At 55.3% G+C, this 26,330-nt stretch carries 18 protein-coding genes; 15 read left to right on the top strand and 3 right to left on the bottom strand.

Annotation, left to right across the window (positions count from 1 at the left end; all coding sequences use genetic code 11):
• Positions 1-54 precede the first annotated feature (54 nt).
• From FE783_RS36025 to FE783_RS36000, 6 genes are all read left to right on the top strand, one after another.
• Complete coding sequence (locus FE783_RS36025) at positions 55-1,464, top strand: extracellular solute-binding protein (protein WP_138884245.1); 1,410 nt, start codon at positions 55-57, stop codon at positions 1,462-1,464.
• Positions 1,448-2,779, top strand: coding sequence for an ABC transporter substrate-binding protein (locus FE783_RS36020; RefSeq protein ID WP_158302230.1), 1,332 nt, complete (start codon positions 1,448-1,450; stop codon positions 2,777-2,779). The genes FE783_RS36025 and FE783_RS36020 overlap by 17 nt, the downstream gene beginning before the upstream one ends.
• 53 nt (positions 2,780-2,832) lie before the next feature.
• Positions 2,833-3,834 carry a zinc-dependent alcohol dehydrogenase gene (locus FE783_RS36015; RefSeq protein WP_138884246.1) on the top strand — a complete coding sequence of 334 codons (1,002 nt, stop codon included), beginning with the start codon at positions 2,833-2,835 and terminating at the stop codon, positions 3,832-3,834.
• Positions 3,835-3,934: 100 nt separating this feature from the next.
• A complete protein-coding gene (locus FE783_RS36010; RefSeq protein WP_158302229.1) occupies positions 3,935-10,129 on the top strand; it encodes an FIMAH domain-containing protein in 6,195 nt (2,064 codons plus the stop codon).
• Positions 10,130-10,567: 438 nt separating this feature from the next.
• Entirely contained in the window at positions 10,568-11,524 is a 957-nt protein-coding gene (locus FE783_RS36005) for a sigma-70 family RNA polymerase sigma factor (RefSeq protein ID WP_138884242.1), read from the top strand.
• A 76-nt stretch (positions 11,525-11,600) separates the two neighbouring features.
• Positions 11,601-12,026 carry an SRPBCC family protein gene (locus FE783_RS36000; RefSeq protein ID WP_138884241.1) on the top strand — a complete coding sequence of 142 codons (426 nt, stop codon included), beginning with the start codon at positions 11,601-11,603 and terminating at the stop codon, positions 12,024-12,026.
• An 85-nt stretch (positions 12,027-12,111) separates the two neighbouring features.
• On the opposite strand, the gene FE783_RS35995 is transcribed toward FE783_RS36000, so the two are convergent.
• Positions 12,112-12,522 carry a VOC family protein gene (locus tag FE783_RS35995; protein ID WP_138884240.1) on the bottom strand — a complete coding sequence of 137 codons (411 nt, stop codon included), beginning with the start codon at positions 12,520-12,522 and terminating at the stop codon, positions 12,112-12,114.
• A 445-nt stretch (positions 12,523-12,967) separates the two neighbouring features.
• Here FE783_RS35995 and FE783_RS35990 point away from each other — a divergent pair, with 445 nt between their 5' ends.
• From FE783_RS35990 to FE783_RS35980, 3 genes are all read left to right on the top strand, one after another.
• Positions 12,968-13,543, top strand: coding sequence for a hypothetical protein (locus FE783_RS35990; protein WP_138884239.1), 576 nt, complete (start codon positions 12,968-12,970; stop codon positions 13,541-13,543).
• 78 nt (positions 13,544-13,621) lie between these two features.
• Complete coding sequence (locus FE783_RS35985) at positions 13,622-13,840, top strand: hypothetical protein (protein ID WP_138884238.1); 219 nt, start codon at positions 13,622-13,624, stop codon at positions 13,838-13,840.
• Positions 13,841-14,345: 505 nt separating this feature from the next.
• Positions 14,346-15,206: a sugar phosphate isomerase/epimerase family protein gene (locus FE783_RS35980; RefSeq protein ID WP_138884237.1), complete on the top strand. Its 861-nt coding sequence runs from the start codon at positions 14,346-14,348 to the stop codon at positions 15,204-15,206.
• Between the two features lie 416 nt (positions 15,207-15,622).
• On the opposite strand, the gene FE783_RS35975 is transcribed toward FE783_RS35980, so the two are convergent.
• A complete protein-coding gene (locus FE783_RS35975; RefSeq protein ID WP_138884236.1) occupies positions 15,623-17,080 on the bottom strand; it encodes an MFS transporter in 1,458 nt (485 codons plus the stop codon).
• A 138-nt stretch (positions 17,081-17,218) separates the two neighbouring features.
• Between FE783_RS35975 and FE783_RS35970 the strand changes: the two genes are divergently transcribed.
• From FE783_RS35970 to FE783_RS35950, 6 genes are all read left to right on the top strand, one after another.
• The gene (locus FE783_RS35970) at positions 17,219-18,109 is read left to right on the top strand and encodes a LysR family transcriptional regulator (RefSeq protein ID WP_138884235.1); all 891 of its coding nucleotides are present in this window, start codon (positions 17,219-17,221) and stop codon (positions 18,107-18,109) included.
• 46 nt (positions 18,110-18,155) lie between these two features.
• On the top strand, positions 18,156-18,329 hold the full coding sequence (locus tag FE783_RS37800) for a hypothetical protein (protein ID WP_158302228.1): 174 nt from the start codon (positions 18,156-18,158) through the stop codon (positions 18,327-18,329).
• 153 nt (positions 18,330-18,482) lie between these two features.
• Positions 18,483-18,839, top strand: coding sequence for a hypothetical protein (locus FE783_RS35965; protein WP_138884234.1), 357 nt, complete (start codon positions 18,483-18,485; stop codon positions 18,837-18,839).
• Between the two features lie 182 nt (positions 18,840-19,021).
• Positions 19,022-19,801 carry an alpha/beta hydrolase gene (locus tag FE783_RS35960; protein WP_158302227.1) on the top strand — a complete coding sequence of 260 codons (780 nt, stop codon included), beginning with the start codon at positions 19,022-19,024 and terminating at the stop codon, positions 19,799-19,801.
• 604 nt (positions 19,802-20,405) lie between these two features.
• Positions 20,406-21,734 (top strand): ABC transporter substrate-binding protein, encoded by a 1,329-nt coding sequence (locus FE783_RS35955; RefSeq protein WP_138884232.1) that lies wholly within the window; start codon positions 20,406-20,408, stop codon positions 21,732-21,734.
• 307 nt (positions 21,735-22,041) lie between these two features.
• On the top strand, positions 22,042-25,128 hold the full coding sequence (locus FE783_RS35950; protein ID WP_138884231.1) for an FIMAH domain-containing protein: 3,087 nt from the start codon (positions 22,042-22,044) through the stop codon (positions 25,126-25,128).
• A gap of 365 nt (positions 25,129-25,493) precedes the next feature.
• On the opposite strand, the gene FE783_RS35945 is transcribed toward FE783_RS35950, so the two are convergent.
• Positions 25,494-26,330 (bottom strand): IS110 family RNA-guided transposase (locus tag FE783_RS35945; RefSeq protein ID WP_138884230.1); only part of this gene is annotated, 837 nt, incomplete at its 5' end.

The raw sequence follows: 26,330 nt of genomic DNA, 5'->3' as shown, positions 1-26,330 counted from the left end.
CCGAATAAGTAGGACATAACGACGATTGGACAATCGCAAGGAGAGAGCCGCCCGATGAGAGGAAGACCGACGAACGAACAGTTTCGCCAACTACTTGAGCATATGGTTCAAACGCTGAAAACCGAGATAGAGCAAGGACAATACGAGCCCGGTGCGGACCTGCCTTCAGAGAAGGCGCTTGCGTTGCGCTTTGGACTCAGCAACTTGTCTGTGCGCAAAGGACTCGCGACGCTCGCCGAGGAAGGCTGGATCGAGAAAATTCCCAATGTCGGCAATCGGGTGATGCGCAAGCGGCAGCGGCTCGCCCTGACGCTCGGGCTGAATGAGACGACGATGCGCAACCTGGGGCTGGTCCGGCTGCTGGAGGATTTCGGCCGGTTGTACCCCTGGATCGAGGTCAAAGTCAAACCGTACGCGTCCGGCGAGGAGCCCGGCCGTGCGGAGGCGGGGACGGAGAATCCGCCCGACGTTTATACGATGAACAGTTTGCAGTTCCGGCAGCTGTGCGAGCTCGGCAAGGAATCGCTTGTCGAACCGCTGGATGCGCACCCCGGCGTTTTTCCGCTTCTGAACGAGGATTATATGTTCCGAGGCGTCTGCCGGCTGCGGCCGCTTATTTTCGCGCCTGTGGTTCTCTGCTACAACAAGCGGCATTTTCGCGAAAAGGGGCTGACCGAACCGAACGGCTCCTGGACCTGGGACGATCTTACCGCTTGCGCGGAGCAGCTGACCGAAGGGGAGCGTTACGGCTTCTGCTTCCATTTGCCGGATGTGAACCGCTGGCCGATTTTCCTGCTGCAAAGCCTGGGAGAGAGCGGAGCGGGTGCCGAAGCCAAGGCAGCGCGTTTGATGGAAGGAGCGAAGCTGTGCAAGCGCATCGTATGCAACCGGAAGGTATTTCCGATGTACATGGCGGAATCGAACGGAGATATCGAACAGATGTTTCTCGAAGGCCGACTGTCGATGGTGCTGGCCAGCTACATGGCGATGAACGAATGGAAGGATGCCGGGCTGGAATACGACATCTCGCCGGTTCCGTTCGTAACGGAGCCGAGAACGCTGTACATTTCGACCGGGGCCGGTGTGGCGCGGACGACCGCGCATCCGGAGGAGGCCCGGCTATTGATCGATTATATGGCGGGGGAACGGGCGCAGGCGCTTATTCGGGAGCATACGCTCAGCATACCGGCGATGCAGCGCACAGGTCAGCCCGGATGGGGCCGCCAGACGGCGAATCCGCCGGATCGGTACGGGTTGTACAGGGAGATGATGTTTTCTTGCCGGACGCATCGCCATTTACCGGTGCTGCCTACGTCAATCGGCAAGCTGGCGGGTCTGATGAAGGCGTTTTGGGCCAATATGATTTCGGAGGAGGAACTGGGCGACCGGATCGGTGTTCTTGTCCGCGAAGCGGAGCTGCACGGAACACATGACAGGGGGAGTCCCAATGTTCAATTGGAATAAGCAAGCGGCGGTCGCTGTGTCGCTGGCGGCGCTGCTGGCGGTATTGCCTGCCTGCGGAGGCGCGGAAAAGCCGGAAATCGGCGAAAAGGGAGCGGAAGCAAGCGGCGAGGCGGTGAAGAAGCCGGATCCGTTCACGATGACGATTTATGCGGCGGGCGTGAAGAAAGAGGAGTTCGACAGCCGTTTTCGCGGCGCACTAGAGAAAAAATTTCCGCATATTACGTTCGACTACCAGACGAGCGATCAGGGCAATTCGATTACAGAGAAGGTGGCGCGGGGCGAAATTCCCGACATTATCCGCACGGATACGCCGACGATGAAGACCGGTTATCTGGACTTGCAGCTCGGCTACGACCTGCGCGAGATGGTCGGCAAATACAAGTACGACCTGAATCGGTTCGTCCCGTCGTTTATCCAGGACAACGTGGACGCCGGGCAATCGGGCGCGCTGTACGGCTTGCCGGTGCCGCCGTATTTTCCGTCCGTTCTGTATTACAACAAGGATCTGTTCGACAAGTTCGGCGTCGCTTATCCGAAGGACGGCATGAGCTGGAACGAAGTGTACGATCTCGCGGTGAAGCTGACCCGGGTCGAGGGCGGCAAGGTGATCCGCGGCTTCAGCACGAATCTAATCGCGCAGCTGCGCGACAATCCGCTTTCGCTGCCGATTTTGGACCCGCAAAAAGACGGTCTGGCCGACCAGACAAAGTGGAAAACGATTTTCGACAATTTCAAGCGTTTCCACGATATTCCGAACAACGGCGTGCAAAATACGTTTGCGCTCGAAAATGCGCTGTTCACCAAAGGCGAAGCGGCGATGTATTTGGGCCAGCACAGCATTTATATGGTCATTCCTCCCGAAGTGAACTGGGACATCGTGTCGGTGCCGACGATCGACGGCGCGCCGAAGCGGATGGGACAGCGTTCGCCGGCCTACTGGTCGATAACGCAGCAAAGCAAGCATAAGGACGAGGCGTTCCAGGTCATCGCGGAAATGTTGTCCGACGAGGTGCAGATGCAGGATTCGCGCAATGGGATTTTGACAACGCTCACGAACAAGGACGTTCGCGATGCGCTGGGGAAAGGGCATCCGGTGTACAGCACGAAAAATATGAAAGCGCTAACATTGTACGAACCGACCGATCCGACGCCGAAACGCGCGCCCGGCAAAGTGAATGTCTCCGGCAGCCGGCAGGAAACGATTATTTGGCAATCGTTCGTCAAGGCGGCGCAAGGACAGCTGGACGTCAATTCGGCGCTGCGCGAAGCGGATGAGCTGCTCAAGCAGGAAATCGAGAAGGAACGAGGCAAGTAAAGCAAGGAAACGGAGCGGACCGGCATAGGTAGAGGGAGAGAACAACTGTGGATATGATACACGTAACCATTGCCCGCGAGGGTTATATTCGGATCGAACAGCAGGAAAAACCCGTTCCCGGCGAACACGAGGTGCTGGTGAAAACCGAATATTCCGCGATCAGCAACGGCACGGAGACGATGGTGTTGAACAATCGATCGAGCGGCACGCGGCTCGGGTACAATTCGGTGGCGCACATAGTCGCCAAAGGAGCGAGCGTGGAGCATCTGGACGTCGGCCAGCGCGTCGCCTGCTACGGCGAAGGCGCTCATGCGGACTACCGGCTCGTGCCGAAGGTGCTGGCCGTTCCGGTCCCGGACCATGTCGATTCCGAGGATGCGGCGTTTGCCGGACTGGGCGCGATTGCGATTCACGCGCTGCGTCAAGCGAGATTGCAATTCGGCGAAACTGTCGTCATCGTCGGGCTCGGCATACTCGGTCAAATTACCGCGCAAATTGCCCATGCCGCCGCTTACGAGGTGATCGGCTGCGATTTGTTGCCGGAGCGCTGCGAGCAGCTGCGGGCGGCTTGTCCCGGCGTCACGGTATGCTCGGGCACGGAGCAGGTCGGAGCTGCGTTGGAAAGGCTGGGCGCTGCCGGCCTGAAGGGGGCGGATAGCGTGCTGCTGTGCGGCGGCGGCAAAGGAGACGGCTTGCTGGACCAGGCGATCGGCTGGCTGCGCGACCGGGGCAGCGTAGTCATTGTCGGCGTGCCGGACACGGTGTTTACGCGCAACGCGCTGTTTCACAAGGAAGCGGAAATTCGCATCAGCCGGGCGGGAGGGCCGGGACGATACGACGAACGGTACGAGCGGGGCGGGTACGACTATCCCGGCGGGTACGTGCGATGGACCGAGGGCCGCAATGTGGGCGAGTTTGTCCGCTTGCTGGCCGATAAACGAATTTCAATCAAACCACTTGTACGGCACCGATTCGCGTTCAACCAGATTGCCGATGCGTACCGGCTGTGCCGGGAGGAGCCGGAGCGGACGCTGGGCATCGTGCTGCGCTACTGAACAAGGCAACGGTAAAAGCGTATCATTCAGTAGCAGGATTTTTCCGGAAGGAAGCGGACGGTGGTATTGCCGTGCAGGCGAAACCGAAAGGGGATATTTCGTGGGAAAACGAATCCAAAAGCTGATTCAGGCAGGACTGGCCGGCTGTATGGCGGTGACGATGATCCACTTTGAACTGGTTCCAACCAACAAAGCCAGCGTACATGCGGCCGGGACTGCAGGAACGGTTGCCCATTACGTCGACAAGCGGGCGGTTGCCCCGCTATGGAGCGCGGCGCCGGCGATCGACGGCGCGCTGGACGAAGCACAGTGGGGAGAGGCCGCTGTACTGGACCATTTCCGCACAGCCTATTTCGAATACGAGCCTGAATCCTCGATCAAATACAAGGTCGCCTATGACAGTCAGTATGTGTATATCGCTGGTGTGATGGACGAGGAAGAAGCGGAGACGCTGGCGGACATTGAGGTGGTCATCAGTCCGCAGCTTGGCGGGAGCGATCATTACGTGGCCCGGCTCACGGTAGACCCGAACGATACGTCGATTACGACGACCGCCTGGAATTTGCAGCGTGACAGCTATAGCGCCAATCCAGGGTTGAGGCTGCTTGACGGTGTGCAGTACCAGCTCGGCACTTCCGGCGGCACAACGACAGTCGAGGCGGCGATCCCGCTCACGGCGATTGCTCCGGCGGGCGTAACGACGGGAGACGAATGGCGGCTGAACGTCATTCATGTTCACCGTTCGCTGACGCGTCCGCTTACCTCGTGGGTGCCGATTCGCCATTCGGATCATTGGGACCGATATGGCGACGGCGGCCGGCTGAACGGCATGGTCGTCGATCAGGGGAGGCTGGGCGGACTGTTCTTCGGCGCGCTGCCTGCCGCGCTGACGCCCTCGGGCGGGTCTGCCGCAGCGGTGGAGAGCTGGACGCCCCAGCAGACGGAGCTTGTCTATACGGGATTTGGCGAGAAGGAATTGTCCTTTGCATGGCCTCATGCAGCATTGACGGGCAGCGGGGATATTCGCTTGCAATGGAAAGAGCCTGACGTCGGCTGGCAGGAGCTGACGCCGACCGCATTGTCCGCTTCGGGGGGAAGGCAGATCTTAAGCTTCACGCATCCGGGGCCGCTCAAGGACGGCATGTACCAGCTGCGGCTGACTGTGCTGCCCGCAGGAGCGGCGGAGGCGCTGTCCGCTACGCTGATGATCGATCGCGAGCATATGGTGGCCGCGGGCTTGGAGCTTGCGCCGAGCATGACGAGCGGAGTACAGCCGGTGACGGTCCCGCCTGCGCCGCCCTCTGCCAAGGTGCAGGAGCTGCTGGAGCTGATCCCGCCGCAGCCGGGCTTTATATATGTCGGCCTGCCGGAAATGCCGGAACTGTTTCCGCAAAGTTTGTATACGCTTTCACAGGACGGAAAAAGCATGACCGCCGCCCGAACGGGGACGGTATACCCGAATCCGGCTTATCCGGAGGACCAAGAGTACGTCACCGCCAACGCTAAAGGCGAAACGGTGCGGATTCCTTATTACGAGGACAGTTCTGGCAAACGATATTTCATCACCGCCCACTTGTGGTATTTGCAGAAGCAGCGGGTGCTCGCTCAAACGAGGACCGTCTCCCAGAGCGATCCACTGGGCGCCGCACGGCTGTTGTACGGTATCGCGCAGGCGTACGAGGGCTATAATCCGACCATCGACCAGCCGTGGAACTACGAATCGCAAAACAAGCTGTCCGGTCCGCCGTATTCGTACTGGGGCGGCATGTGGTACCGCTGGTTCGGCTTCGATCTGGATAATCTCGGACCGTTGTTTCAAGCGTATACGAACGTTCGGAAGACGAATGCGTTCGAGGTGTTGAGCGCGGAAGCGGGCGAAGATGTGGAGGCGCTGCTGCGCGACAAGCTGTTCGGCGCTTCGATCGACAACGTGCTGAGCCATCCGGTTTGGCTGTCCAATCTGGCTTACGGTTACTGGAACGGACTGGTGGGGGCGGCCAAGGCGCTGAACGAGCCGGATTATGTACATATGGTCGTCGCCCAGATGGAAGAAATGATGGGCCGGCTGTTTTTGTCCGACGGCTTCTGGCAGGAAGTGACGCTATCCTACCACAAGGAGCTGATTAACGGGATTCAGCAAGTGATTGACAAGCTGAACGGCTGGACCGATCCGGTCGGCTATGTGTCGCCCCGTTCGGGCAAACGGCTCGTCAATCTCGATCTGGAGCAGGATTACCCGGTGATCGGGCGGGCGATGCGCCATGAGCGACAACTGCTGTACCCGAACGGCAATTTTTATCCGCTGCAGGATACGTGGGCCTACGAAAAAGCGAGCAGCCCCGATCCGCTCGTATCCAAACTGTGGCCGGCGGCGGGGATTGGCAGGCTGACAGGCGGTACGGGTGCGGATCAGACCCAGGTGTACTTGAACTATCAGGCCAAGTATCCGACCCACGTGCACCGCGATCCGCTGCATCTCGGTCTGTTCGCGGAGCGGCAGGAGCTGCTGCCCGATCTGGGCTATACGTTCAGTACGTTTTACCGGTATTTCACGCTTTCGACGATGTCGCATAATACGGTAGTCGTTAACAGCCAAAATGCGGTGACGAGCGGGGCGGCGCTGCACGGCGGCAATGTGGAGGCGTTCGTGCCGCAGGAGGGCGGCTTCAAGGCGATGCGCGCGTCGTACGAGAGCGCATATCCGGCGACGGACGAATATCGGCGCGAGCCGTGGTTTGTGCCTTTTGCAGGCGGCAACGGTCAGCAAGGCTATGTGCTGGACTTGTTCCGCGTATCCGGCGGAAGCCGGCATGAGTACACGCTCCAGGGCGATGCGAACCGGGATGCGTATTTCGAGACGGAGATGACGCTTGACGATTACGGTCCGTATTTGCTGCCGCCCGGAACGAATGTCGTCCAGCCGGTGGACAATACCGACAGCGGCAGCGCGGAAGGCCACTACCCCGGCTATATTTACGTGCGCGATGTGCAGCAGGCGCAGCTAGCGGGAGACCGTTACCAACTGACGCTGATGACGCAGAACAACGGCGCGGCCGCTTCGCGAATGCGCATTACCGGCTTGCTTGAAGCAGGAGCGTCCAATGAGCTGTATTTGGGGCGTTCGCCGTCGCTTCGAGCGGCGCGGCTGGAGGGACGGTCCAAGGACAACAACGACGAAGCGGTTCGATATTCGATGCCCAAGCTGGTGCTCAGGCGCGACGGCACGAATGTGAAAAGCACGTTTGTGACGCTGCTGGAGCCGTACGCCGCTTCCGGCGCGCCGAAGGTGGAGGCGATTGACCGTTTACAGCCGCAGCAGGCGCCTATCGGCGCGGTGGCGGTTAAGGTCGCTTACGGCGATACGACCGACCTGCTGCTCAGCAACCCGGATTATGCCAAGCACGGGCAGCCGCTGCTTGTGGACGACATCGCGTTGTACGGCGAACTGGGACTTGTCCGGATCGTGAACGGCGAGGTGAGTGAAATGAAGCTGAGCGGAGGCACGCTGCTGCAAAAGGGAAGCCGCAAGCTAACCGGAGCCGGCAGCGTGAATGGCACGGTCGCAGGCACGCTCAGCATGGCCAGGGGCGACGCATACGACGGCATCTTGACCGGCACGCCCGTGCCGCAGTCGGCCGCGGGCCGTTATGCGCTGGTGACGCATGCGGACGGCAGCCGGCAAGGATTCCCGATCGCCGAGGTACGGCAGCACAACGGCCAAACGCTGATCGTATTCGACGACGAAGATCCGGGCTTCGCGATTTTGCCCGACGGCAGCGCGGAGCAAACTTATTTCCCGAAACGAACGTGGACGGCGGCCCCGACGTTTGCCATTGCCAATGTCGAACGCGCCGTTTGGCCGCCTGCCGGTGCGCCGGAGCCGGAGCGAAGCGGCTCGGTGCACGGTACGGTGCTGGACACGGATGGATTGCCGGTGCAGGGAGCATCCGTCAACGTGACGGGCAATCAGGCGTTGACGGCGGAAACCGATGCCTCCGGAGGCTACAGCCTGACCGGCATACCGGAAGGCTGGCAGCGCTTCACGGCGACCGACGCGCGGCATCAGCCGGTTGTGACGGACGCCGTCTATGTGACTGCAGGTCAGACGCAAACCGTGCCGATTTCGTTCCATCGGCGGCTTCCGCCCGTGCTGAGCGGGACGCCTGCATTCGGGGTGCAGCTCGGAGAGCCGGTCACCGTCGTCAGTTCGGTATACGCCGCGGCCTATCTCGTGCCTGCCGCAACGCCGGCTAGTCCGGCCGGGCTGGAGGCGGCAGTCCGCACCGAGAATGGCGTGGTGTACGGGGTGAAGACGACAGCGCAGCAGGACGTTCCGGCGACACTCGTCACCTCCGGCATGAAGGAAGGGCGGTATACGCTGTACGCGGTGGACCGGTGGGGGCAAGTGTCGCCCGGCAAGCCTGTTCACGTGCTGGAGGCGATCGCCGGCCGATTTGACGACGATCATGCGCGTCTTTCCTACACCGGGACATGGTCGGCGATCGAGAACGCCCAGTTGTACGGAGGCAAATCCCGGCAAACGGGAACCGCGGGCGCAGCGGTTACGATTCAGTTCTATGGCAGCCGGGCCAAAGTGCTCAGTCTTGTCGGCGGTTCGCGCGGGCAGGCGGAGGTGTACGTGGACGGCGTATTCCGTCAAATTATCGATACGTACAGCACAAGCGTCAAGTACCAGCATGTCATCTTCGACACCGGGGTCCTCGAATCCGGCGTCCATGAGATTCGGATTGCGGTGACCGGTAAAAGACAACCGTCGTCAACCGGGACGTTTATCAATATCGACGCGGTGGAGGTAACGTCCGACTACAAATTGTCGGATGTGACGGCGGGTCCGGTGGCCGCCGGATCGCCTGTTAAGGGAACCAGTCCGCAGCAAGCTCAGCTGTATCTGGTGCCGGACCGGACCGAGGAGACGGCTGCCGCCGTGCAGGCGGCCGGCCAAGTGTCGGGCAGAACGGTGACGGTTCAGGCCGGCGTGTACGGCGCAATCGATACGACCGGCTTGCCCTCTGGCTGGTACAGACTGTATGCGATCAACGGCGCCGGGCAATTATCCCAAGGCTCTGCCCCGCTTGCCGTCGTCGACACGGTGGCGCCGCTGGGCTTGCTGGACGATTCGAGTCCGCTGATCCGTTACGCTGGCAGCTGGATGACCATCACCCATGCGTCCCAGCATGGCGGCACATCGAGGCAAGCGGCGGACCCCGGTACGTATGCCGATATCGCCTTCTATGGAACCGGCGCGCAGCTGTGGAGTCTGGTCGGTACGGCGCGCGGACTGGCCGACGTGTATCTCGACGGTGTCCTGCAAACGACGATCGACCAGTATAGCCCGTCGGCGGTCCGCTACAAGTATACGACCTACGATTCCGGGTCACTGCAGCCGGGGCTGCATGTCGTACGCATTGCGCCCAAAGGGACCAAAACATCCGGGGCGACCGGCACTTGGGTGAATATCGATGCGGTCCAGATTAACACGATTCCTGTACCGGTAACCCGCGCCTACGTGAGCGGTCTGGTGGGTAATGGATGGTATGCGGGTAAAGCTACCGTAACGATGCAAGTGTACAGCGACGTATCGATGGTCCGGCAAACGGAATACAGTCTGGATGGCGGCGGGAGCTGGTTGCGGTATGAGAAGCCGATCACGATAACGACGAGCGGCGAACATACGCTTAAGTACCGCTCGGTTAGCACGGCGGGTCATTCGGAGTTGGCAAAAAGCCTGACGGTACGCGTAGATGCGCTGGCGCCGACTATTGAGCTTCGGGCAAACAATAGCCTTCTAACGGACACGGCCAGTTTCTCCGACGCTCAAACCGTCACGCTTAACGTATACGCGAGCGATGCCCACTCGGGGGTCGCCTCACGGGTTCTGATCGTAAACGGCAGCGTCTATGCGGAGGGGATGCCGCTGGATTTCGCCGGACGTCCTGGAGACCACTTGATTCGTGTATCAGCAACCGACATGGCGGGGAACAGGGTCGAGCTTTCATATACGCTCCGCATCTACGCAAGCGTGGAAGGGATGCTGCAGCTGCTGGATAGGTATGCGGCAACAGGCGACGTCTCGGGTCCGCTAGTCCCGCAGCTGCGCAATAGCTTGGAGCAAGTTAGGCATCAGTTCGATAAAGGCCATTTAAAGCAAGCGGAGAAACATATGGGGGATTTCTTGAAACGAATGAATAACCTATCGCAACAAGATCATATATCCAGTTTGGCCCAACAAGTGTTTACCGGGGATGCAAACGATTTGATCGCCAGATGGAGCTAATAAGGTTACTACCTATTACAGGGATCGGCCTATGAGCTGAAAAGGATTTAAAACAGCTTAGCTAATTAAATGATAAGCCTTCCCGCGCTTCAAAAACGCGGGAAGGCTTACAGTTTGTTTATGCTATGAAATACGTTTTTCTTGTCACACGACAATTATTGTCGGGTGACAAGAAAAGCCAGGATCGTTGAACTTGCATATAAACCTGAAAACGTAGTTGCGAAAAAACTATATTCAAATGTTGATGCTCTTCGTTATCCCTGGCCTTCCGACGCAGTATTGTTCATGAAGTTGATCGCCCACATATGGCCGTCCAAGTCCTCGAAGGCCCATGATAAATGAACCCATAATCCTGCCTATTTATTCTATTGAGGCTGTCCGCTTCATTGCATATAATGAAGGTACTGCCCTTCGGGGAGATCGTTAAGGGAGGCCGCGATGAACGAGACCGCATTTGACGAACCATTATTTGCAAGCTTGAAGCCGGGCTTAACCTCGTTCTGTTACCGAATGCTAGGCTCCATGGACGATGCGGACGATGCCGTTCAGGAGACGAGTATTCGGGTCTGGCAGAGCTGGAGCACGTTCAGACAGGAATCCTCGTTCAAAACTTGGGTCTATCGGATTGCCTCCAACCTGTGCTTGGACAAGCTGAGACAATCCAAACGCCGCGCGCTTCCCGTTGACCTGTTCGATCCGGCCGTCGCCATCGTCGAGCCGCGCGACACGCTGCCGGACTCTGCCTGGATCTGGCCGTCTCCCGACTTTGGGGGCAATCCGGAGGATCGGCTCGTCCGCAGAGATACCCTTCAACTGTGCTTCATCGCTCTCCTGCAGACCTTGCCTCCGCGGCAGCGCGCGGTACTCATTTTGAAGGATGTATTTGAATGGTCCTCCAAGCAGATCGCGGAAACGATGGCGATGTCGCCGGCAGCGGTGAACAGCGCCTTGCAAAGAGCCCGAGAGACGATGGACCGGGCGCAGCTTCGCTCGGATGAGCTCAGCAGCATGGACGTTCAACCGGAGCAGCAGCTGCTGTCCCGGTATGTGGAGGCCTTCGAGCAATTCGATATTGCTGCGCTCGTCGCGTTGTTCCACGAGGAAGGCTGCATGTCGATGCCGCCCTTCGAGATGTGGATCCGCGGCAAGGAAGATTTGTCCGCCTTCTATTCGCTTACTCGCTGGCATTGCGAAGGTTCGCGATTTGTGCCCATTACGGTGAATGGCGGTTATCCGGCGTTGGCCCAGTATATGCCGGGCAAAGAGGGCTCTGGCCTGGTACCCTGGGGCATCCACGTCATCGAAACCAAAGAAAATCAAATCCTGCACGTTCAAAACTTCATTCATACGCCATTATTTTCGCGATTTGGGCTGCCTGAGCGAATTGACCAATGAATTTCGTCATTGGCTTACGTCTATATCATTGAGAATAACCAAACGACGAATATCATGAGAGAGGTGTCTATTTAAATTGGAAACGAGTCAATCGACGAAAGTAACCGTGCAAGCCGTCATTCAAGCCCCTGTCGAGAAGGTATGGCGCTATTGGACCGAGCCGGATCACATCACGAAGTGGAATCAAGCGTCCGAGGACTGGCATGCGCCGAGAGCCGAAAACGATCTGCGGGTCGGCGGCAAGTTTCTGACACGGATGGAAGCGAAGGATGGCAGCATGGGCTTTGATTTTGGCGGCGTCTACGATGTCGTGAATCGGCATGAGGCGATCGGCTACTCCATGGAAGACGGAAGAAGAGTGGATATTGCTTTCGTCGATCAAGGGAATGAGACGAAGGTCATTGAAACGTTCGACGCGGAAAGCTCCAATCCCGTCGAGCTCCAGCAAGCAGGCTGGCAAGCGATCATGGACAATTTCAAAGCCTATACCGAACAAAACTAATCATCGCGAAGAAGACGCCGGGGAAGATGTCCGGCGTCTTTCTTTTTGAATCCTATTACGAGCGTGCTCTCCGTTAGCCTTAACCTTATGCCGCATCCATGTTCATGTAGTTAATGGCCCACAGATGGCCGTCCAAGTCCACGAAGCCCCAATGATACATGAACCCATGATCTTCAGGTTCAGCGTGCAATTTCCCGCCCAAGGAGACCGCGGTATTCACGATTTCATCGACCTTTTCCCGGCTTTCGAAGGCCAATGCGATCGTCATCTGCGCATACTTGCTCGTATCGACGGATTCCTTCTCCGTGAGCGTATTAAAGAATGCTTGGTTGATCAGCATGACCTGCAGGTTGTCGCCGATCACGATGGCTACCGAATTCTCGTTCTCGGGGAATTGCGGGTTGAGCTCAAATCCGAGTCCGGTGAAGAACGCTTTCGATTGTTCTACGTTTTTTACAGGCAGGTTGAAGCTCGTGAATGCGGACGTTAATGCCATTTTCAAAACACCTCTTCGTCAAATTAGTTTGTGTTCATTTATGCCTTCGTTTATATAGACGACAGCCGATCCGGGAATTCATCGGTCTCATGGATTCGGAAGCGTAAATTTTGAAAAATAACTTGGTATTGAGTTCGGATACCCGCCATTCCCGTAAGGTTGCTTATTCTTATTGTGCAGGGATAAAGATTGAGCCTCTCTAAAAAGGAATTCGACTGAGTATATCACAATTAAAGGGTGGGTATCGAGTGACGAAATGAGGGAACGGTATGGAAATTAATGATAAAACCGAAGTACGAAAGAAAAAGTTCGAAACCGTCGCCATTTCAGTATTAGGTTAAATGTCTTTTTCATGCTTACATTTCTCCTGTTCTCTTCACTAATCGTACGTTTTGCTTATCTACAGTTCGTCGAGGGTCCGAGTCTCTAGGAACGCCAGACAAGCATGATCACGAAGGGCGTATCCATCCCGCCCATCCGCGGCAATATTTACGATTCGGTGATACAGCAGATCGCATATTCGATCTCAACTCAGTCCCTATACTTTACTTTCAAAACAGGCTTTAAGCAGGAAGCGGCGGAGGCGCTGGATGCAAAACTCGTGCAGCTGTTTAACGAAAAAGGCGAAGCGAATTCCAAGCCGTTGACGACTGAGGAAGTTATCGAGGCTATGGACATCAAAGGCAGAACGTATCTGCCATTCCAACAACGACGGATCAAATCGGGACTGTCAAAAGAAGAGATCGCCTATCTTAGCGAGCACCGCGACGAGTATCCGGACATGGATGTCGGACGACAAGAACTTGACCCTTTTGCCGAAATAAAGTGGAGACGCTCAGCTAAACATTCCTGTTGTGCCGCGTATTTGGGGGGGCTTGAAGCCTTCCCCAAAATCTTGGAGGTGGTTTTTTTGTGGGCAATGTTGTTAAGTTCTTGTCATTTATGTTGTTATGTTCTTGTCATCATGTCGAGGGACAAGAACATATATACATTGCCGAATCGCTATAATTTGTTCACATAACTAATATTATGTAAACAAGCGGCGAGAGCTGAACAAAACAGCATCCCCAGAATCATAGATTCCTGTAATAGTTTTGTGGTGGCTGCGGCAGTCCGGCCGCGCCGCGGGCTGTTCGCCGGGCAGGTGACCGTGGAACGGGACGACGGCGTTGTGTATGTCGGCCGCGGCTGCCGGCTTACCGGGAGGCCGCGGGGAGCGAGGAGCTGGAGCTGGTCAACCGCGTCCGGCTGGGCGAAGGCGCCGCGGCTTATGCGAGGCTCGCTCTGCTGCGGCAAAGCGGAGCCTCGACCTAAATAGAAAGCGAAGGAGAGAGGGAACGGATGCTGGTTCAATTCAATTAAAAAAAGGCGGGGCGATTCGGCCAATCGTGCCTGGATCTTCTGGAGGAATACCGGTCCGGGCTTGCATCGGCGATCGCGGCTGCGGCGGGGGATTACACTCTAATCGGAAAACCGGGCAAGGATGCTGCAATTTCCCCGAGAACAAATACCTAAACGAGAAATAGCATATGTTTATATCGCCGAACAGCAGGGGGAACTTGTTTTTATTCGCTCGAAAATTTATCGAAAATATATTGTGCAACAATATATAAAACCCTTGGACTGCAAGTTGCTATAATTACTATGCGATGTTACGTATATACTTGTCATAACGGCAGTAGGGCACTATACTGGGTGGAGACTGGAATTACCAGATTGGAAACGTCCCTCGTGACCGATTTCCGGGCGGCTCGCCTATTTACGAATCCAAGTAAAGAATACATAGCATACGTACATCATTTGCAGAAAGGAAATAGAAATCAATGACGTTACCGATCATTATGCATGTGAACTATTGCGAGCAAGGTCAAACGATTGACGAAGTGTGCCAAAAATCGGTGGAGTGGGGATTCGACGGCATCGAATTCCGCAGAGTGCGCAATGGTATCAATGAAGAACCAGAAGCTTATTTGGATCAGATCGCCGCTGCGGTGTCCAGTTCCGGCTTAAAACATGTTATTTTCGGCTCGCCGGGACCTAACTTGACAGTTTCCGACGCGCAGGCGAGAGAAAAGGAAATCTCCCAAACCGTCCATTTCTATCGCCTGGCCTCCGAGCGGTTCAAGCTGACGGTCAACAACACGATGGCCGGATTTTTAGTCGACAAATCGTTCGGCGGCCGCGAATACGATAAGCACGGTTCGGCGGCTGCGACCGACGAACAATGGCAGTATGCGGCGGAAGGCTTTAAGGTTCTGGGCGACTTGGCTGCCGAGCTTGGCTTCCGCTTCGCCTTCGAAACCCATATGAACTATATTCACGATTTGCCTGCGCCAACGAAAAAGTTGATCGATATGATCGATAAGCCGGCAGTCGGCGCCAATCTGGATTTCGGCAATGCCGTGTATTTCAAAAAGGTGCCGGACTTGAAAGAGAGCATCGACCTGCTTGGCGATCGTCTTTACTATGTTCATCTGAAAAATTCGATCGGACTGGGCGACGGCAGTCGCAGCGCGATCGGACTGGCCGACGGAGAAATTAACCACCGTCAATATTTGAAGCTGCTGAAGCAAGCCGGATACGAGGGGCCGATCTGTATCGAAGCGCCTCGTCAAGGCGATCGCGAATGGTTCGCGCAAGTCGATCTGGCTTATTTGAAACGGCTGCTCAACGATTTGCAGTGACCTTTCAGGTGGCTTCGTCTCGATCGGGGGCAACATCAGTTCAACAAACGTCGGCAGCCAAGATCTCCATGGCTGCCGACGTTTTGTTTTGTTCCGCTATATGGTTAGGATTGATGTCCGGATCGTATGGGGGAGGCAAAAGGTAGGATGGTTGATGTTTCTTGTCTTTTAAGAATTATGTTCTTGTCCAAAATACAAAATTGCAAAAAAGCCAAAAACGGGCTTTTTTTGCATAATAGATATGCAACTTATCATGTCGAGGGACAAGAACTTGTATGCTTAGGAATCCGCGTAGATCGCGAATTTTTTATTTTATGGACCCCGTCCACGTATCTAAGGAAGGCAGGATCGGGTGGTGTACCCTTATCCTGCCTTCTTAGGTGGTATATGTTTTCTACTGTACTAAACTATCCAAATCAGGCTGCAATATGTTCCTTCGCTTTCCTGCGTGCAGCCGCCAGCAGGATACCTGCCGCCACCGCTGCGACGAAGAAGCAGCCCAGCGCAGAGACGAGGAATGCTTCGTGCATTCCATCGGCGAACCCGGCCGCGGCATCGCCGCTCCTCAGCGATTGGAACGCCTCGGACGAAGCGTCGGGAAGGTGGGCGGAGACGAGTGTCCCAGAGAGAGCGACGCCAAGCACGGCGCTGAGCTGTCGAAACGTATTGGCGACGCCAGAAGCAGTGCCGGCCATCTGCAAGGGAACGGACGACATCAGCGCGACGGTTGCGGAAGCGCCGGCGAACGAGATGCCGATCCCAATACCGGACAGCGCCCAGGCGTAGTGCGTGTATGCGCTGCCGGGCTCGACGGCGGTTAGGGCCAAAAGACTGCCTCCCATCGCTAGCATGCCAGCCGGAATAAGAACGACCGGCGGAACGCGGCTACTGAGCGAACTTCCCGCGTAGGAAGCGATCATGATGCTTACGTTCAGGGACAGAAAGCGGAAGCCCGCTTCGGTCGGAGACCATCCGTTCACGTTCTGGAAGTAAAGGGTCATCAGAAAGACGACGGCGAACAGACCGGAAAAGCCGAAGAAGTTGACGAAGCAAGCGACGTTGAACACGGAGTTTCTAAACAAGCTGAGGGGAAGCAGCGGCTCCTGGGCGCGCGCTTCCCGTAGCAAGAAGGCGGCGAGCAGAAGGACGGAAGCACCGAAGCAGCCCAAGATGCTCGCGGAATGCCAACCGAGCGACTGCCCTTCGATCAAAGCGTACGTCAGCGCGCCGATCGCCATAATAAACAGCAGCTGCCCCGGGAGGTCCAAGCTTCTGTTCCGGTTACGGGCTGTCTCCCTCTTGAACGCGAATAGGATCGCAAAGACGATGATACCAATTGGCACGTTGATCCAGAAGATGCTTTGCCAGCCCGACGTCTCCGTCAGCCAGCCTCCGATCAGCGGCCCCGCCGCCAGAGCCAACCCACCCTGCCCTGCCCAAATGCCGATCGCCTTCGCTCGCGCGACCGGTTCTTCATAAAGGTTGCGAATGATAGCAAGGGAAGCGGGGATCATAAGTGCCCCGAAGGTGCCTTGCAAGAAGCGGAACGCGACCAGCTCCCCGATCGATCCCGCCAGCCCGCAGCAAGCCGAGAAGGCTGTAAATCCGAACATGCCGATCGCGAACAGCCGCTTATGTCCGAGAATGTCTCCGACGGTTCCGGCCATGAGTAGCAAGCAGGCGAACGTGAGCGTGTACCCATCGATGACCCACTGCAGGCTGTTCATGCCAACCTCCAGCTTCTTTTGCATTTCCGGCAAAGCCACGTTAACGATCGTCGAATCCAAATACACCACAAACACGCCTAAACAAACGAATACCATGAACCACCTGCGGCCGCGGGCGGTTCCGGTAGCTGCGCGCTCCATCCACATCCAACCTTCCTGATCTTTTTCCGCCAATAGTTCGGTTCGGTAACTCTATTGTAAAATTTGACATCACATGTCGTCTAATTTATTATTTTCATATAAATCATTATTTTCGTGCATGTTAAATCCAAGGAGGAGATAAGAGTGGAGTGGAACCAGCTCGAATATTTTCTGACCGTGGCCCGGATGCAGCACGTAACGCGGGCTGCGGAGGCACTGTCGATCACGCAGCCGGCACTGAGCCATTCGCTTGCCAAGCTAGAGGAAGAACTGGGCGTGCAGCTGTTCGAACGTAGCGGCCGGAACGTGCAGTTGAATCGTTACGGGCGGACCTTCGCCGCGCGAGTGTCGAACGCCCTTCAGGAAATTCGCCGGGGGAAGGAAGAAATCGCGGAATTGACCGATCCGGAATCAGGCGTGGTGTCGCTCGCATTCGGCAACATTCTGGGGACGCACTTTATACCCGAGCTTGTTCACCGATTCCAGGAGAAGTTCCCGAATATCCGCTTCGAGCTTTACCAAGGCACGTGTACACAAACGCAGCAGCTTCTTGAAGAAGGCCAATGCGATTTGAACATTACGTCGCCGAGAAGCGACGCGGGCGACATCGTCTGGGAAACATTATTCGCCACTGATCTATACGCGGTCGTGCCCACGTCCCATTGGTTGGTCGCGAAGGAGGCGATCGGCCTCAAGGAGTTGGCCGACGAACCGTTCATCGGCATTCACCGGGATTGCGGCCTGAGAGGTACGGTCGATGCCATCAGCCGCACGCACCATTTCTTGCCGCAAGTGAAGTATTCGGCGGAGGATTTGGCGACGGTGGCCGGCTTTGTCGCGGCTGGGTTAGGGGTGTCGCTGCTGCCCAAATCGCGGGTGCTGATGCTTGAAGGGATGCACTGGATCAAGATCTCCACGCCAGGTTGCGTCTGCGAGGTGGGCATCGAATGGAAGAAGAAGCGCTACTTGTCTCCGGCGGCGCGTCTCTTCCGGGATTTCGCCCTTGAGATCAGCCGCATGCGTGAAGCAATCTGATGCCAATTTAAAGGAGGGGAGTCTTTGGAGATCGGGTGGGGTCCCGATGCAGCTGAACAGGGATAGCGGCGAAACCGCGATCGATACGATGATCGTGCTCGACGGCTTAAAGACCCTCGAGTACACCGTATCGGCGCCAGCGCAAGCCGTTTCGCTGGAAGCCGTTCTCACCGGAGAAACCGTAAGCCGGCTCGTGACGCATGCTTGGATAAGAGCATAACCCGTTATAGCGATAAACCGTAGGAGGAGAGCGAATGTTTGAGCAAACCATACACATGCCGAGCATGCCCGAATGCTTATCGTTGCTCTTGGAACGGTAATGTTTGCCGCTGCCGTTCTGCCGTTCTTCTTTGTTAGGGAGGATGCCCTGTCCGTGAGGGGGAGTGTGGTTGCAGGCTCCGCCATATTGGCGGTCTTGTTCGCCATCCTGTGGCCTTTTACCATGCTGCGTGTCCGTGTGGATGCCCGTTCGCTCACCGTCGGATTCGGCTTGCTGAGGGAACGGGTGATGCTCGAACAAATCGAAAGCTGTCAAAAGGCAGCCTATCGCTGGCAAGACTGGGGCGGCATGGGGATTCGCCAGAAGCCGGGAAGCAAGCTTTATAATGTTGCCGGCGACGGCGGCGTAGCGGTGCGGGTAAACTTGGCAAACGGCCGGCGCATTTTTGTTTTCTTCCACGGACCCGGATGCCGTCTGCCGCGCTTTGCTCCGGCACAGACCCGAAATTGAGCGGTTGTGAATGGCAGTTATCAGGCCGAAATCGCATTTTGTCCGAATTTTATTACGACTGGACAGCGTTTTCGTCGTTGTATAGGGTGGAAGGACATGGTAAACTGGCTTCACCTCCAACTGCTCAACAGCAGGCGAGCCGTTGGAGTGTTCCATTTTCGAAACAGGCAGGAGTGAATGCGATGAAGACATATGCCAACATCCCTTATGCGGGTGTAGACGATGGGCACCGGTATATGGATGTGTTCGTGCCGGAACAAAACAAAACCAAAGGCGGTATTCTGTTCATCCACGGGGGAGGGTGGTCAGCGGGTAACAAGGAGAAGTTTCACTCGTTGGCCGCGTTTTTTTGCAGCGAAGGTTACACGTGTGCTTCGATGAGCTACCGGTTGAGCGGCCATAGTACGTTTCCGGCACAACTAGAGGACGCGCGCCTCGGCATGGCCTACATGAAGCAGAACGCCAGACAATGGAAGATTGATCCGGAGCGTATCGTCACGTTTGGTTCCTCGGCCGGTGGACACTTGGCACTCCTGTTGGCGCTTGTCCCTCCAGGCAGCCCGCTCGGTCATAGCGCGCAGTTGGCAACTGATGACACGCTTCCGCTTGCGGTTGTGGCATACTGCCCCGTCACCGATCTGAAGAAGGAAAAGGCATCCTATGCGAAATTGATGGGGGAGCCATACACGAACGCCAACCATCGGTATTTGACGGCTTCACCTATCGATTTGCCGCAGCCAACAACGATTCCGATGCTCGTGATCAACGGCGACGGTGATACCGTTACGCCACTAGAGGCATCCGAAACCTATTGCCGAACTGTGCAGGAAGCTGGCGGTGACGCTCGACTTGTCGTGCTGAAGGGAGTCGGACATGGTTTTGGTTATGGAGTGACAACGGAAGCGCAGCAGCAAGCCGTTTATCATGTCCGGCAATTTTTGCACGACGTTTTCCCGGTATAGGGATCGGCAATCCGACGATGTACGGTGAAGAGAAGGCGGTCGGTTACGGGTCAGTCTGCTTGCAACAATCCAGCCGCTCTTTCTTCTTTCCTCGGATTTTGGCTAGGCTATTGTTTTACTCAGCATGAATTATTTTCTTCGCCGATCCTGATTCGATGGAGAGTGGATGAGGGCGGCAGTTGCCGTTCAGTTGACAATTCGGACTAAATAAGCCGCAGAGAACAACAAGTGTGTCTATTTCGACATGCTTTTTTTTGTTTCTCTAAGAATTCGGCTTTCCGACGGCTGATCATACCGGACTGAGTTCGTATTTCATTTATTTATCATGCTCCCGTGTTTCAACCTATGGAGCCTTATAAAGAGCTGCCTATGAAGAGACCTTTTAAAGACACGAAGAAAGCCAAAATGTAATTGACTGCGCTTTCAAAAACACGTAATTTATTTATAGGGTCAGTTTAGGGTTAACAAATTTGACCGCTATTTTTCGAATGACTCGATATCGGAAAGGAGAGTTAGGCCAACCCGTATGGAAGGCAGGTCAGCAAATGGCTGGGGCGTTAGAACGACTTATTGGAAAATCATGTGGAATAGGAGTCAATGAGGCATGGTGGCGATTAGAGCAAAAAGCAGGTCATTGGCGGTGTTTTCGTTCATTCTAATCCTGATGTCGGGCTGCGGAGGCGCACAAAACGGAGAACTGAAGCCAGATCGACGGGAGGCGGAGGCGGAAAAGCCGAAGGAGCCGTATACAATGAAAATTTATGCGGCCGGCGTCGCCGAAACCGAATTCGACGACCGGTTCCGGCAAGTACTCAAGCAGAAGTTTCCGCATATTACTGTGGAATACTTCCCGGGCGTGAAAGGCGCGACACTTCCGAATCTGGTGGCTGAGGGCAACATCCCCGATCTGATTCGCACCGACGTTCCGACGCTGCGGACCGCCTATCTGGATCTGAACTTAGGCTACGATTTGAACGATTTCGTCAAGAAGTACAAATACGATTTGAGCCGGTTTACCTCAGTGTTTATCGACGAAATCGTCGATGCCGGACGAACCGGTGCGTTATACGGCTTGCCGGTGCCGCCGTATTTTCCGCAGGCGCTGTATTACAACAAGGATCTGTTCGACAAGTTCGGTGTTCCTTACCCGAAAAAGACCGGTATCACATGGGATGAAGTATACGATATGGCGAAAAAATTGACGCGTGTGGAAGGTGGCGCCGTATATCGCGGTTTCAGTTCCCACCCGGGCAATACACTGCGCGATAACCAGTTTTCGTTGCCGATTCTCGATCCGAGCGCGGATCAACTGGCCGAACCGGAGAAATGGAAAGTGCTGTTTGATAATTTGCTGCGGTTCTATGAAATTCCGAACAACACGATCGAATCTACCGCCACCTTGGACGGATCGGCTTTCGCCAAAGGCAACGTCGCGATGATGACCAACCAGCACAGCGTGTATTTGAAGCTTCCCCCGGAATTGAACTGGGATCTGGCCGCTTATCCGACTTTGGAGGGGGCGCCCAAGCTGATGCCGCAGCGCGGTCCGGCTTATTGGTCCATCTCGAATACGAGCAAGCACAAGGAGGATGCGTTCGAGATGATCATGGTCATGCTGGCCGACGAGGTGCAGATGGCCGATTCGAGGAAAGGGATTACGACTACGCTGAACAGTCCAGTAATCAAGAGCGCTTTGGGTAAAGAAAGCCCAGTTTACAGCACGAAAAACATGGACGCGGTCAATGTATACCCGCCGATACCTTACACGAAGAAACGCAAAGCCGGGCTAACCGATGTACCCGGGGTAACGCTGCAAAATTTGCAGAGTCAAACCTTTGTCGACGTCGCGATGGGCAAAATGGACGTCAATACCGCGCTGCGTCAACTGGATGAGAAGCTGAAAGCGGAGCTCGCCAAAGAAAAAAGCAAGTAACTGAACGTTCTGGCTTAGCCGTCCGCAGACGCAAGAGTCGATCTGTTGAGGGATGACGCGTACGAATTGGCAAAGCGGTTATTTCGTACCGGCAGAGAAGCTATGTATCGCGGATTTGTTGCTAGCTAAATGAGACAACGGGGATTGGCATGTTGGAGGGTGACGGTTCAGAGCAAACATCAGGAAGATGCGTATTCCGGGCCATTCCGCATGAATGGGGCGAGTACGATTGCACCAATCGCCACAGAAGCTTTTGCGGCTGGCGTCCATGGCTCATTCAATCGATGAAATGGGGGAGTAGTTGACAGTGCTGAACAAAATACTGCAATCCATGTTGGCTTTTTGTATGGTCGTTTCCATGCTGATCGTGGGCGTATCGTCCGCTTCAGCGCAAGCGAAAGCGCCGTCTAATCTTCTAATCAATCCTGGCTTCGAGATGCCTGGGGAGGAAACGACGCCGATTCCCGGTTGGACTCTCAGGTCGAAGTCCGCGGGGATTTCGACGGAAGTAACCGATGCACGGAGCTACGAGGGAACAAATAGTCTGCTCGTGAACGATCAGTCGGCGACTGCAGCGAATGTGACCTACAGCGATCCGATCGAAATTAACGGCGGCGATCATTTGCGCCTGCATGCAAAAGTAACCGGCGCGAGCGGAACCATCTATTTGGGAATCCGAACGTTTAAAAGCCCGGAAGACAATGTTGTCGGGGGCCAACTGGACAGCAAGTACGTTAGCCTACTGCCTGCATCCGAATGGACGGAGTACACCGTCGAGGCAGTTGCTCATAAGGATGCGGCATATGCCAGAGTGCTTATTTACACCGCGAATGCATCGACAGGGACAGCGGTTCTGGATGACTTGCATTTTAGCGTCGAGGAGGTTGAAACGATTCCTTTTGAGCTGGTAAATCTAGGCCAGACTGTGCATAAGCTTGTCTTTAACCGTGATGGCGTTTACACGGATTCCTCCGGAAAATCGGTCTTTTATGTTATCCAGGATGGTGATCCGAACATCCTGCTAATTCTCGACGTGGATACGGGGCAAGTGATACGTTCGGTTCCGGTCGTGGACACGGTAGATGGGGTAGAGCATAAGGGTGCATATTTGCGCGGCTTTACCATTCAACCGGACGGGACCGTCTATATGGCGGGCACACCTTCAACGCTGTTCAAATACGTACCTGGCGAAGATCGGGTTCATTACTTAAAGAAGCTTCCGGGGTCCGCTACATTCAGTCTGAAGAACGGTCCTCCCGGAATTTTGGTAGGCGGCACTTATAACCGAAACGAATTGTTTGAGTACAACATTCTTACAAACGAGCTGACGAATCTCGGCCGCGCAACGCCCGATGAGGCTTATGCTTATTCAGTTGCATATGATCCGGAACACAATGATTACTATATCGGGATCGGCTCTCATGCGCATTTGATTCGATATGACCGGGATACCGGGGAGAAGACCGAGATCCCGCTACCCGAGCGTTATCCGGATGCTCAGTTCATCTGGGATATGGACGTTCGGCAAGGAAAGATCTTTATGCGGATTACACCGGGGAAATCACTGGCATACGATTTGTCAACCGGGCAGTTTGAGGAGACGGATGCGGTCATTACCTCCCGACTTGTTTCTCCCGTATCCCCTGAAGGAAACCGGGTGTACTTTTCCGACGGTTCCAAGCTTGGATATTACGATTTTGGCAGCAAGCAATACTCGTGGCTCCCGGTTGAACTGGAAAACGCCCTAAACATGATGGGTTTTGCCAAACTGTCCGATCCGGAATACCCAGGCTATACCTTGATCGGTATGATGGACGGCTGGATGCTGCATTACAATCTTCAAAACGGAAAATCCAGAAAGCTGCGCGTTCCCGTTTCTGGCGAGGCTTCCACCTTGCAAACGGTCGCAAAAGGTAACGATGGAAGAATGCACACTAGCGGCTACATAACGGGCGGCAACGCAATCTATGACCCGTTGACCGGGGAGAGGGAAGAATATTCGAAGCAGGTAGTCGGTAAGGATAACGTTGTCCCGGGCACTCAAACCGACCGAATCTTCAGCTATAAGGACAAAATCCTTTTTGCAACGTACGGCAACGCCAAAATATACGAATATGACCAGTCCAAGCCATGGAACAGACTGGATCCGGTCCACCCGAATCCGAAGCACTTGTTCTCTGTTTCCGACTATCAACAAGATCGTCCGACGGCGGGTGTAATCGTACCGGATTTAGGAAAATACGTGGTTGGCACCGTTCCGGATTACGGCATGCTGGGCGGAGCGCTTGTCGTTTACGACTTGGAAACGAACGAACGAGAGGTATACCGGAATGTGATCGATCAGCAAAGCGTTACTGCGGTCACTTATAAAGACGGGCTTGTCTATGCCGGATCGAATATTTGGGGTGGCCTGGGTATTCAGCCAACAGAGAAGGAAGCAAAGCTTTTCATCTGGGATATTGAGAAGAAGGAAAAAGTATTTGAGATGGTACCGATCCCGGGAAGAAGAGGAATAACAGAGATGATCGTTGGTCCGGACGGCATGATCTGGGGGTCGGCTGAGGGCGACCTGTTCATCTTTAATCCGGAGACGAGACAGATCGTCTATACGGGGCCGCTCGTCTCCCGTTCGTACGGAAGCGCGGTGTGGCGGGACGCTCAGTTTGTGGTTGGTACGGATGGAAATGTATACGGCGTACAGGCCAACCAGTTTTTTGTCATCGACGCGGTGACGAAGCAGAAGCAAGTCATTCGCAGCGTTGGCAAGCGTAACTGGCTGGGGCAGGACGATTTCGGACGTTTCTATTTGACCGAGGATACGGAACTGCTCCAGCTGACGATTCCCGGGCTTGTCCTGCGGCCAACCGGGGCACGGCTGGACGTTTCGGTAACGGCGCTAACCTACGGCGAAACGGCGGATATCGCCATTACCGGTCTGCTGGAGAAAGGAAGCACCATTCAACATATGGAGAGGCGAAATCCCCAGTACTTCAGCAGCGATCCGTCGGTTATCGGCTTCGAAGACGGCAAGCTGGTCGCCGGGCGCCCCGGAACCGCAGAGATCTGGGCGCGCGTTGTGATGGACGGCAACGTAGTCGAAACGAACCATGTCGCCATGACGGTAACGGCAACGGTGGATACGCTGGAACGTTCGCTGAACGCGTTTGTTCAGGCCGGCGAGATCCGGAACGCATTGGCAAGCCAGTTGACGAATGCTCTCAAGCAAACGCGCCACTTTCTGAACATGGACGAACGGGACAAGGCGTTAAAGCATCTTGAAGATTTTCACAAGCATTTAACGAATCCGGCGATGGCAGATCAAATGATGCAGCTCGCGAAAGACACGCTCCTAGCGGACGTCCAGTGGCTTATAGCGACTTGGCAGCCGGAATAATAGGCAGCAGGCAAGATCTGAAGCCGCTTCTTGCAACCTCCCCAAGCCTTGACGGCTTGGGAGTTTTTTTTACGTCCGCTATAAAACGGGCAACCTTGTAGTCAAAATAGGGGTAAACTTTTTGTCACTTTTTGATTCGTCGGATGCTCTACTTTTAGCTGTCGGGTGACAAGAACATTATCCCATTCCCCACAGATCTCCATAAACGAAATTGGATGGGGTTTAATAAATTGTGTCCCTAGCCAGTTGATTGAACTACCCTGAAAATAACTCATAGCGTATGTCCAAAAAAGACAATAAGAAACTAGGCGCAGCTCAAGTGATTTTTTAAAAAGCTGCGTCACCTTGAAGATGGAGAGAATCGTTTAGGATGCTTCGGGAGCGGCTAGGGTTACAGTAAAGCCAAGATTCTCTAGCTTTCGAACCGTCTGTTTGACGATGGAGTCCTGGTGTCGTTTTTCGAAGTAATCTACGCCTAAATCTTTGTAGTCTTCCTGTCGGGTCAGCAAATGGTATGCGATCGTCATGATGGAATGTGCTACGGCAACGGCTGCTCGGTGCTTTCCTTTGCGAGCTGCGATTCGTCTGTACTGAGCTCCGAGGTAGTTGTCAGATCCCCGTATGGAGTGGGAGGCCTCAATGAGGGCGGAACGGAGATATTTGTTGCCTTTGCGTGTTCTGGAGGACTTCCGTTTACCGGCACTCTCGTTATGACCTGGAACAAGACCGACCCATGAGCATAAGTGCGCAGCACTTGGGAAGCGCGAACCGATGTCAGTCCCGACTTCGGCAAGGATTTGTTCAGCGGTTCGCCGGGCGATTCCCGGAATGCTGTCCAGTCGATCCAGGTCTTGCTGAAAAGGGGAGAGCCGTTTGGCTACCTCCATGTCGAGTTCGGCGATTTGTTCCGTTAGGAAGTCTACATGGGTAAGCATCGTTTTCAGCAACATGCGCTGATGGGAGCTCATGTTACCGCGCAGCGCAAGCTCGAGCTCTTCTTTCTTTTTCTTCATCGTTCTGCGTGCGAAGCCGGCAAGCGTTTCCGGGTCTGTCTCGCCATTCACCATGGCCTCGAGCATGTCCCGACTGGAAAGTCCCATAATATCGGACACAACAGAAGCAAGCTTGATGTTGGCGCCTTCCAGAACTTTCTGTACCCGGTTATGTTCGCGGGCGCGTTCTTGAATGAGGCTGCGGCGGTA

The sequence above is a fragment of the Paenibacillus mesophilus genome (genome assembly GCF_005938385.1).
GTDB lineage: Bacteria > Bacillota > Bacilli > Paenibacillales > NBRC-103111 > Paenibacillus_AB > Paenibacillus_AB mesophilus.
Note: the sequence above shows the minus strand (reverse complement) of the source record. Positions and strands in the feature narration are given on the sequence as shown.